Origin of the sequence: Staphylococcus kloosii, from assembly GCF_032139365.1 — a bacterium.
GTDB classification, from domain to species: domain Bacteria; phylum Bacillota; class Bacilli; order Staphylococcales; family Staphylococcaceae; genus Staphylococcus; species Staphylococcus kloosii_A.
Window position 1 is genome coordinate 22,461 of sequence record NZ_JAVTDB010000063.1, and the last position, 8,831, is coordinate 31,291.

The 8,831-nt window shown below is 29.3% G+C and carries 14 protein-coding genes; 7 read left to right on the plus strand and 7 right to left on the minus strand.

Going from position 1 to position 8,831, the window contains the following annotated elements; all coding sequences use genetic code 11:
- Window positions 1–14: 14 nt before the first annotated feature.
- A complete protein-coding gene (locus RPL90_RS08150; RefSeq protein WP_313547598.1) occupies window positions 15–764 on the plus strand; it encodes an HAD-IIB family hydrolase in 750 nt (249 codons plus the stop codon).
- Between the two features lie 45 nt (window positions 765–809).
- Here RPL90_RS08150 and RPL90_RS08155 read toward each other — a convergent pair whose 3' ends face one another.
- A complete protein-coding gene (locus tag RPL90_RS08155; protein WP_313547601.1) occupies window positions 810–1,556 on the minus strand; it encodes a sulfite exporter TauE/SafE family protein in 747 nt (248 codons plus the stop codon).
- A gap of 509 nt (window positions 1,557–2,065) precedes the next feature.
- On the opposite strand from RPL90_RS08155, the gene RPL90_RS08160 reads away from it, so the two are divergent.
- Window positions 2,066–2,257 (plus strand): hypothetical protein, encoded by a 192-nt coding sequence (locus RPL90_RS08160; protein ID WP_313547604.1) that lies wholly within the window; start codon window positions 2,066–2,068, stop codon window positions 2,255–2,257.
- A gap of 90 nt (window positions 2,258–2,347) precedes the next feature.
- Here the strand turns inward: RPL90_RS08160 and RPL90_RS08165 are convergent, their stop codons facing one another.
- Window positions 2,348–2,782 carry a GNAT family N-acetyltransferase gene (locus tag RPL90_RS08165; protein ID WP_313547607.1) on the minus strand — a complete coding sequence of 145 codons (435 nt, stop codon included), beginning with the start codon at window positions 2,780–2,782 and terminating at the stop codon, window positions 2,348–2,350.
- Window positions 2,783–2,921: 139 nt separating this feature from the next.
- Here RPL90_RS08165 and RPL90_RS08170 point away from each other — a divergent pair, with 139 nt between their 5' ends.
- From RPL90_RS08170 to RPL90_RS08180, 3 genes are all read left to right on the plus strand, one after another.
- The gene (locus tag RPL90_RS08170; RefSeq protein WP_313547609.1) at window positions 2,922–3,359 is read left to right on the plus strand and encodes a MarR family winged helix-turn-helix transcriptional regulator; all 438 of its coding nucleotides are present in this window, start codon (window positions 2,922–2,924) and stop codon (window positions 3,357–3,359) included.
- Entirely contained in the window at window positions 3,352–4,377 is a 1,026-nt protein-coding gene (locus RPL90_RS08175; RefSeq protein ID WP_313547611.1) for a threonine aldolase family protein, read from the plus strand. The genes RPL90_RS08170 and RPL90_RS08175 overlap by 8 nt, the downstream gene beginning before the upstream one ends.
- Before the next feature lie 189 nt (window positions 4,378–4,566).
- Window positions 4,567–4,815 carry a GlsB/YeaQ/YmgE family stress response membrane protein gene (locus RPL90_RS08180; RefSeq protein ID WP_313547613.1) on the plus strand — a complete coding sequence of 83 codons (249 nt, stop codon included), beginning with the start codon at window positions 4,567–4,569 and terminating at the stop codon, window positions 4,813–4,815.
- Window positions 4,816–4,933: 118 nt separating this feature from the next.
- Here RPL90_RS08180 and RPL90_RS08185 read toward each other — a convergent pair whose 3' ends face one another.
- Window positions 4,934–5,083 (minus strand): hypothetical protein, encoded by a 150-nt coding sequence (locus RPL90_RS08185; protein ID WP_313547615.1) that lies wholly within the window; start codon window positions 5,081–5,083, stop codon window positions 4,934–4,936.
- Window positions 5,084–5,562: 479 nt separating this feature from the next.
- On the opposite strand from RPL90_RS08185, the gene RPL90_RS08190 reads away from it, so the two are divergent.
- On the plus strand, window positions 5,563–5,925 hold the full coding sequence (locus RPL90_RS08190; protein WP_313547629.1) for a VOC family protein: 363 nt from the start codon (window positions 5,563–5,565) through the stop codon (window positions 5,923–5,925).
- Between the two features lie 102 nt (window positions 5,926–6,027).
- On the opposite strand, the gene RPL90_RS08195 is transcribed toward RPL90_RS08190, so the two are convergent.
- The 4 genes from RPL90_RS08195 to tsaT all read right to left on the minus strand — a co-directional run bounded on the left by RPL90_RS08195 (window position 6,028) and on the right by tsaT (window position 8,200).
- Complete coding sequence (locus tag RPL90_RS08195; protein WP_313547617.1) at window positions 6,028–6,990, minus strand: arsenic resistance protein; 963 nt, start codon at window positions 6,988–6,990, stop codon at window positions 6,028–6,030.
- A gap of 61 nt (window positions 6,991–7,051) precedes the next feature.
- Window positions 7,052–7,180 (minus strand): hypothetical protein, encoded by a 129-nt coding sequence (locus tag RPL90_RS08200; RefSeq protein ID WP_313547619.1) that lies wholly within the window; start codon window positions 7,178–7,180, stop codon window positions 7,052–7,054.
- Between the two features lie 535 nt (window positions 7,181–7,715).
- Window positions 7,716–7,967, minus strand: coding sequence for a hypothetical protein (locus RPL90_RS08205; protein WP_313547621.1), 252 nt, complete (start codon window positions 7,965–7,967; stop codon window positions 7,716–7,718).
- A gap of 50 nt (window positions 7,968–8,017) precedes the next feature.
- Entirely contained in the window at window positions 8,018–8,200 is a 183-nt protein-coding gene (gene tsaT / locus RPL90_RS08210; protein ID WP_313547623.1) for a type II toxin-antitoxin system toxin TsaT, read from the minus strand.
- 279 nt (window positions 8,201–8,479) lie between these two features.
- On the opposite strand from tsaT, the gene RPL90_RS08215 reads away from it, so the two are divergent.
- Window positions 8,480–8,686 (plus strand): TM2 domain-containing protein, encoded by a 207-nt coding sequence (locus RPL90_RS08215; protein WP_061855519.1) that lies wholly within the window; start codon window positions 8,480–8,482, stop codon window positions 8,684–8,686.
- The last annotated feature ends 145 nt before the right edge of the window (window positions 8,687–8,831 follow it).

An 8,831-nucleotide genomic window follows, 5' to 3' on the forward strand; every position in this document is an offset into this window, starting at 1 on the left:
AGTGGGGTGTTTTTTTGATATATGTTTTTGATATAGATGGAACTATTTGTTTTAATGGTAAAAATATAAACTCAAAATTAATTAAGAAAATAAAAATCTTAGAAGAAAACAATGAAATATTGTTTGCCTCTGCGAGACCCATTAGAGATTTAATACCTATTGTAAAATCTTTTGAAAACAATACTTTGATAGGGGGTAATGGTTCGATAATTTCAAAAGATAAAAGCATAAAAGTTATTAAACAAATTCCAATAAAAGAATACAAGTTAATTAAACAAATTATATACGACTATAATTTGAAATTTATAATAGATGATTCTTTTAATTATTCATCAAATGTTGATTCGAACAATACTATTTTTAAACAGTTAGACCCCGAAAATTTAGCTGAAAATATAAGTAGTGAAAAAATAGTTAATCCTATAAAAATTATTTTAGTAGATATTTCTAATGAAATTTATTCTGAAGTTAAAGAATATTTAATTACTAATGGGAATAATCTTTCTATTTGCTTTCACGAGAAAGAGAACAATATTGATATAACTTCAAAAAGCATAAATAAATATTTTACACTTAGAAACATTATAGGAGAAAAACCATATATAGCTTTTGGAAATGATATAAATGATTTTGAACTATTAAAATATGCAGAACAAGCATTTTATGTTAATGATAATGTAGAAAGGAATGTTCCTCATAACTTTAAAATAATATCAGCAAGTGTTGAAGCTATTTTAAAAACACTAGAAAGTAAAATTAATTAACGTAAAACAAGCAAAAAACACATCAACAAATAAGTTGATGTGTTTTTATATTGAAAATAGCAGCAATAAACCTAACGCTGCGATAAGTAAATAAACCCATTTTTCAAAATGATGTGCTGGTGTTTTAATTGTTAAATATCTGCCTATTATTGTTGCGAGTAGTAACAACGGCAATGACATTAAGTAAATTGGTAAAGTCTTATCCGTCCATACATTACCAGATGCTTGACCGATAACGACGAAAATTGCGGTAAGTAGAAAATGAGCTTGCAACGTACTTTTAAATGTTTTAATAGGCCATTTACTTAAGGTGGCATAGATGACTATCGGGACACCATGAGAGTTATATAGGCTTCCTAATATACCTGAAATTATACCAGCAATCGTACTCCAATAAGGAGATTGCAATGTAAGTTTGCGATTGTTTTTTAAGAATTGTCTTTTGCCAAAAGCATAAGTCCCATATAACAATAAAAAGAGTGCTAAGATAATTTGTATTACTGTTGTATTAAAATGGTTCAAAATATATATACCAATAGGAATACCAATGATACTACTGCATAACATTAAACTTAATATTTTGTACTTTATATGTTTTAATTCAGATAAAATATTAAATATCGCAACAGTTAAACCTGCTAAACCTATAATTGATATAGAACTATTAATATCTAAACCAATTAATGCTAATAGAGGCATACTAATTAGAGCTTCGCCAAAGCCGAAATAAGTACGTATAAATGCGCCTAGAAAGATAGCTAGTAGTATAAATGTAATTAAAGTAATAGACATAGAAGACCTCTGTATGTGTAATTAATAAATGCTATATTACTTAAACATATTATCTCATTAATGTGTTTATGATTACACCAATGAACAAAGATTGTTTATGAAGATGTGTAGAAAATAAAACAGTTTAGAACAATATTATTTTACATTAACAATGAATTTACATATAATGGTTTTGCATGCCTTAGGGCATGTGGCTTAAAGGTTACAGTAACTTGTGCGTGCCCTTTGGCATGCATAGGTACACTTCCTTTAAACCGACAGCCCCCTTAATTGGGGGTCTTTTTATATCATTTTTTAACAAGGAAAGATCTACTATTTAATAGTAGGTTTCAATGACGAAAAAGTATGTTTGCTTGGATTGATTTGTGCTGAAATTGCTTAAAGGGAGTTTGGCATCAGTGGGTAGTATTAATTATTATTTACTACAGTATTATGCTAATGAATGTTATATTGCACATGTCACTTTACAAAAGAGAACGTTTGTTCTATTATAGTCTTGAGGTGAGTTTATGAAACTTAACATAAATTGGAATAAGGATTTCCAAGAGTTTCAAGACATTTTAAATAGTGGAATAGATCCGGAATGGCTCTATAATGCTAAAGCTAATATGATTCTCAACCCTGCCTATACTGGCGAGGGGAAACAGTTTTTCTATACACAAGATATCCTTAAAGCTAGTGAAATTATTCCGTTTTTTTAACTCATAAAATAAGATAATGTATTAGTCCTTTATCAATATAAAAAAATGTCGTGTCCCATGGTTACATGAGTCGCGACATTTTTGCTTGGTTTATAAATACAATGTCATTGCGACATGCGGTATATTATCTTCTAAATAAACATCTGAACTCACCTTAAAACCAAATGATTCATAAAATTTTTGCAATCTTGCTTGAGCTGAAATGCGTACGTGCTTTTTATCATCATTTGCTTTAATTTCTTCTAAAGTTGCCGCTACAATTTTTCTACCAAAATTTTGTCCTCTATAAGATTTGTTCACGAGTACTCTGCCAAATGCAACCGCGTCTTCATGATTAATAATTCTAGTATATGCGACAATGTCGTCCTGTTCTTTGAAAAAAACATGTTTGGCATCTTTGTCTGCTTCATCAACTTCTTGATAAGCGGCACTTTGTTCCACTACAAATACTTTAGTCCTCTCGATAAATATATTGATTAATTCCAAATTTGTGAGTTGTGGCGTCGATTTAATTAATAATTTCATAAGTAGCGAACCTCTCTCGTTAATTTTCTCCATATTACCATATTTTAAGATTATAAATAATTTTTTAAGATAGTACTTAAGTCAATTATAATTGACTAAGTCAACTAAAATTGCTATATTAATAAAATAGGAGGATGACATGAAGGAAATTATTAATAATATTAGAGAATTTAATAGATATTACACGAATAAATTAGATGTCTTTAGTAATAATAAGTTTGATAGTAATTATACGTTTACTGAGGCAAGGGTCATTATCGAAATAGGCATTCGTCATGATTGTATCGCGAGTGAAATTGTCCAAACTTTAAATATGGATAAAGGTTATTTAAGTAGAGTATTAAGTAGATTTAATAAAAAGGGATTAATAGAGAAAGTAACGTCCCCTACAGATAGTCGTAGTAAAATTATCAAATTAACTACTGAAGGGAATAAATTATTTGAATACTTAAACGAAGCATCAAATAAACAAGTAAATCAAATGATTGATGGTTTAGATGAAGCAGAAATTTTCACATTAAATAAAAATATGATGGAAATTATGTCTATTTTTGAAAGAAGGAATAAAAATGATTAGATTTGATAATGATTACGTTGCTGGTGGTCATACTGCAATTTTAGATGCTTTATATAAAACTAATGAAGAACAATTGCCTGGCTATGGTACTGACAAATACACTGAAAGTGCGCAAACTTTGATTAAACAAGCATGTGATAACGATGATATCGACGTACATCTAATGGTAGGGGGAACACAAGCAAATACGACAATTATAGCTTCGATTTTAAGACCCTATCAGGCAGTAATTTCAGCTGATACAGGGCACATTGCTGTACATGAAACCGGAGCAATTGAAGCAACTGGCCACAAGGTTATTGAATTAAATAATAATAATGGTAAGCTTGCAGCTGCACAAATTACTAAATATGTAGCGGATTATTGGGATGATGCCACACACGAACACATACCACAGCCCAAATTAGTTTATTTATCACAACCAACTGAATTAGGTAGTTTATATTCAAAGAAGGAACTTACTGAAATTTATAATGTGTGTAAAAGTAACGATCTTTATTTAATGGTAGATGGTGCACGTTTAGGATATGGATTAGCTACAGATCAAAATGATATTACGTTAAATGATTTAACTAAACTGACAGATGTATTTTACATAGGTGGCACGAAAGTAGGTGCACTTTTTGGAGAAGCGATTGTCATAACTCATAATGATTTACAACAAGATTTTAGATATATGATGAAACAACATGGTGGATTATTAGCAAAAGGAAGACTTTTAGGTATTCAATTTACAACGTTATTTCAAAACAATTTATATGTTCAATTAGGGCGTCATGCGCTTGATATGGCTAACTTACTCAAATCAGAATTACAACAAAAAGGTATCACAATGCAATATGACTCACCAACAAATCAATTGTTCCCGATAATTTCACGCCAACAGATGGAAACATTAAGTAAAGACTTTGCTTTTCAAATTTGGGAAAAATTAAGTGCTGAAAAAATTGTGATTAGACTATGTACAAGTTGGTCTACTAAAAAAGAAGATGTTGACAAACTAATTAATGCTATTTAATTATTATGATCTATCATATAAAATCTAATGATTTAATAATTAGTTGCGAGAAATATTTTGAAGGAATTCACACTCTGAGGTTATAAAAATGCTTAAATTCTTTGCTATAACTAGGTTTTAGATAATGTTGTAAGGGTAACATATATATGGAAATACCATACACAACATATATTTAGGAGGAATTAAGTTATGGGCTTTATACTTATGATTATAGTCGGAGGATTAATCGGCTGGTTAGCTGGTGCAATCCTTGGTAAAGATATCCCAGGTGGCATTTTAGGTAATATTGTTGCCGGTTTAATTGGTTCTGCTTTAGGTAGTAAAATATTAGGTACTTGGGGACCAGTTTTAGGTGGCGTACCTATTATCCCAGCATTAATCGGTGCAATTGTTTTAATTTTAATTGTATCATTTATACTAAAAGCAGTAAGAAAATAATGTATTTTGAATCTATAGCAATGATTAACCATTGTTATAGATTTTTTAAATTTACTTTAATAAAAAAGCTAGACAAATAAAAAAGCCTTCGTATAAACAGAAGGCAATTCAAAACAATTTAAAACTGGTCGTCTGTACGATCTTCATCTTCTTCAGTTTCATCGTGATCGTCTGAAGTTGATGTGTGTTTAATCGTATTGGCATTTAAAAATTTAAAACTTAAAATGCTAAGAGAAGCTATAAAAACATATAATAATATTTTCCTCATAATGTCCCACCCCTAAAAATATGTTTTCTATAACAGACAAAACTTTTAAACTTGCTTAGTTATTTGTGATGATTTGTGTAGTAAAAATAATACAATAAAAAACTAAATGTTAATGCTTAAGTTTAAATAATTAAGTCAGCATGGTCTATGATATAATTTTACACTATTCGACGTATTCCACGCCGTAAATATATTAAAACATCAATAGGTGTATGACTACATTAAACAGCGTAAAATTTATTAAATTAATTTTACTATTTTGTAGACGTAAACACAATAAAAAGTATATATAATAAACCGATTACAGCTAAGATACTTTAATCTCCTCTAATAAATTATGATACACTCTAATTCAGTATGAATGAGATTGATCAAAAAGGGATAAAACTTTGAGTGTTTAAAAAAGACATATCAAAATTTGAGGTACAATAATGGCAGCATTATTTCCATATTAATCGTTTGATAACACAAAAGCAGTAATCGCATATTATGAAGAAGTTTTTGGGGCAACTGATATAAAGCGCTTGCTAGTAAATCCACAACAAGCGAGCAGTTTTGACATATCCGAAGACGAAGCTAGTAATGCAACAATGTATTCAAATTTTGAAATTGCTGGAACAACGATATTAGCTTCTGTTTCTTTTGGTAAGCCTTTTGCTATAAATGAATCAATTTCATTATTGATTGGTTATGATATTAATAACGAAGCGGATGTAAAAGAAGTAGAAGCATTATATGACCGTGTAAAAGATCACGGTACTATTAACGTAGAAATGCCATTAGAGGAACAATTTTGTGACAATAAAATGGGCGCATTTACTGACAAATATAACGTAAGATAGATGTTACATGATCAAGATTATACTAAACTATAATAAAGTGAAATTTTAAAGGCGGGAACGGGACAAAATCTTTTTCTATAAATAAGATTTTGTCCCGTTCCCTTATTTTATTAGTTTAGGAATGACGTGAATATAAATTACTTCAAATATCAATTCAATAATAGTTTGTGTAACGATAATTGGAGTTACAGTAACAGCTAAATTTTGAGGTAATGTTAAGGCAAAAGGTAATACGACAAGCGAGTTTCTCGTCGTAGCACTGAATGCTATGGTGCGTCGTAACGTAATATCCAATTTAAATAGTTTGGCACATAGATTTCCGATAATAGGTGCGACAATAGCAAAACAAATGTAAAGGGGAATAATTTGATAGATAACTGGGAGCGCTTTCGCTACAAATGAAACTTGAGAAGCGATAACTGCTATGAGTACTAATGCCATCATTGGGACAGGTAGCCAATGCGTTATATGATTCAAATTATTTAACACTTTGTTGTTGTAGCTAAACTTTTGTAAAATCAATGCTATGATAAATGGTATTAAAATAAAAAATATAAAAGCCAATAAAAATGTTGTTAACTCAAAATAGTTATATACGCTACGTGTGAGGAAAATATTGAAGTAAACAGGTAGTAAAATGATTTGAACTATTAGCAATAAAGGTGTACTTAATAACAACATAGTTGCATTGCCTTTGCCTAAACTAGTGAAAACGATGACGTAATCAATGCAAGGCATAAGCAAAACTAAATAAAGTCCTAACTGAATAGGGCCAGAATGAATGTTAAAGATTGCAACGAGTAGCCAAACTAATACGGGTATGAATAGAAAGTTTGTTAATAATAAGACTATTATAAATTTTAAATTAGCAAATTGGCTTTTTAAGTTATTTAAAGGCAGTTGGCAGAACATACTAATCATTAAAATTATAATAGCAGGTGTGGTTATTGCTTTGAAAAACGTAGCAACTGCCGTAGAGGAAATACCCGATAGTATACCGACAATTACTGCGAAGAAATATATGTATGCTTGTTTTGTCTCCATTGTATGTTTTAATTTGTGCATGTCATCAACTCATTAAAGATTTTTATTAATTTTAACATAAAAAACGCTAGAGTAATTTACTTTAGCGTTTTGCTTCTACATTAACTTTATTTTCAACTTTATCATCACTCGTTTCATTTACATTTAACAATAATGCGCGTACTATAAATATGCCAGTTACAAGTAACAGAATTTTTTTTACATATTTCATTCTAACCACGCCCAATCACTAAATTAAATTATACCATTTAGTAATCATTACCCGAATTCTTTAAATATAGACAAATAAGTAGTGTTATAAAATAAAAAAGCACCCAACCATCTTATAGAAAGATGTTGGGCTGCATATAGTTGTAAAGAAAATTTTTAGTAAATAAAAACGATAGCATACTAAGAGTTATTTTAAAAAAAGAAATTATGATTAAAAGATATCTATGATTGCTTTAATAGCGTTCAAGACACCATCTACGATTTGAGTCCAATCCATAATTACGGCCTCCTTAGAAGTTATATCAGATTATTTAAAGCTATCTACGATCGTTTTAACAACTTTGATGATACCACCTACGATTTCTGTCCAATCCATAGTGTTACCTCCTTCTTTGTTTTAACTTATCTTTATTATATAGGTAACAATTTAATTTTGGGCAATTATTCTTAAGTCGCATTATTTAAATCGTAAGTGTTCATTTATTCTTCTAAGCGGACAGTTAGGATGCATAAGTGTAACGTACAACTATTGATGATCAGTTTTTATCAATAATTGTAATGCTGGTGTTTTCTTTATCAACTTCAATCGTTAGTTCATCACTATTATTTTCTGTCGTTACTTCAGTAATTTCATTATCAGTTATAGTGAAAAATACTTGGTTTAAAATAGCGAAAGCATAATCATTAATAGGGCTAACTATAGATAAGCTTTGTTGTTCCTCTTGAATAGCAAACTTTTTCGTACTTTTATTTATTACTTGCCACTGAGGAAAGTTTTGTAAATACATAGGGCGTCACCTCTGAAAAATGTTCAATATTACGTGTCATATGATTATAGTTAGCTAAATATTAGGCTGAACAAAATACCAACTATGCCGAAAATGAGTAGCATTACTGTTACACCAAGTAATGAATCTTTGCCTTCGGAAGGGTTTTTTTGTTTGAAAAGAATAAAGGTAATGATACCTGCAACTAAAAAGACAAATGATAGCCAAAATACTATTAGGAAATGTAAACTCATAACATGAACCTCCTTACTCAATAATTTAAGTTAAATTATAATCGAATATTTATTGTATTTATCTTATCATTTATTATGAGCGTTCAATAGACAAATGTATTAACATTTTAATGACATTATTTACAAAAATAATTATTTTGACTAGTAATTAAAGTGATAACTTTAAAAATTAAGAAATTATGACTCTAGTAACTATTAAGTTATTAGCAATTTCCAATGATTATAGATAAAATATAAATATATCTTCTAATTAATTGTGATTAGGGAGGTGACAAAATAATGAATGAAGTAAATAAAGTTTTATATATTGTATTAGCTGTATTTTTAGGTAGCTTTGGCGTTCATAAATTTTATGCACGCAAACCAGTTGTGGGTTTAATTTTCTTAGTGTTTTGTTGGACTGCCATCCCACACATTCTAGCCATTATAGGCGCTATAATTACGTTATTTAAACCAGCTGATGAAAACGGCAACGTACTCGTTTAAATATACAGCAAAACAGGGTAACTTTTTAAATAAAAGTTACCCTGTTTTTTGTTCATACAATTTTTAAATTTTTTTAATAATATTTACATACGCTTTTAAACGTTGTCACATCAGATGTGTTGAAATTAATATTACAAAAACAGTA

Coding starts and splice junctions, on each gene's coding strand:
- RPL90_RS08195 (WP_313547617.1), bottom strand. CDS start 6,990: ATGCACAAATTAAAACATACAATGGAGACAAAACAAGCATACATATAT.
- RPL90_RS08200 (WP_313547619.1), bottom strand. CDS start 7,180: ATGAAATATGTAAAAAAAATTCTGTTACTTGTAACTGGCATATTTATA.
- RPL90_RS08205 (WP_313547621.1), bottom strand. CDS start 7,967: ATGTATTTACAAAACTTTCCTCAGTGGCAAGTAATAAATAAAAGTACG.
- tsaT (WP_313547623.1), bottom strand. CDS start 8,200: ATGAGTTTACATTTCCTAATAGTATTTTGGCTATCATTTGTCTTTTTA.
- RPL90_RS08165 (WP_313547607.1), bottom strand. CDS start 2,782: ATGAAATTATTAATTAAATCGACGCCACAACTCACAAATTTGGAATTA.
- RPL90_RS08185 (WP_313547615.1), bottom strand. CDS start 5,083: ATGAGGAAAATATTATTATATGTTTTTATAGCTTCTCTTAGCATTTTA.
- RPL90_RS08170 (WP_313547609.1), top strand. CDS start 2,922: ATGAAGGAAATTATTAATAATATTAGAGAATTTAATAGATATTACACG.
- RPL90_RS08180 (WP_313547613.1), top strand. CDS start 4,567: ATGGGCTTTATACTTATGATTATAGTCGGAGGATTAATCGGCTGGTTA.
- RPL90_RS08175 (WP_313547611.1), top strand. CDS start 3,352: ATGATTAGATTTGATAATGATTACGTTGCTGGTGGTCATACTGCAATT.
- RPL90_RS08155 (WP_313547601.1), bottom strand. CDS start 1,556: ATGTCTATTACTTTAATTACATTTATACTACTAGCTATCTTTCTAGGC.
- RPL90_RS08215 (WP_061855519.1), top strand. CDS start 8,480: ATGAATGAAGTAAATAAAGTTTTATATATTGTATTAGCTGTATTTTTA.
- RPL90_RS08160 (WP_313547604.1), top strand. CDS start 2,066: ATGAAACTTAACATAAATTGGAATAAGGATTTCCAAGAGTTTCAAGAC.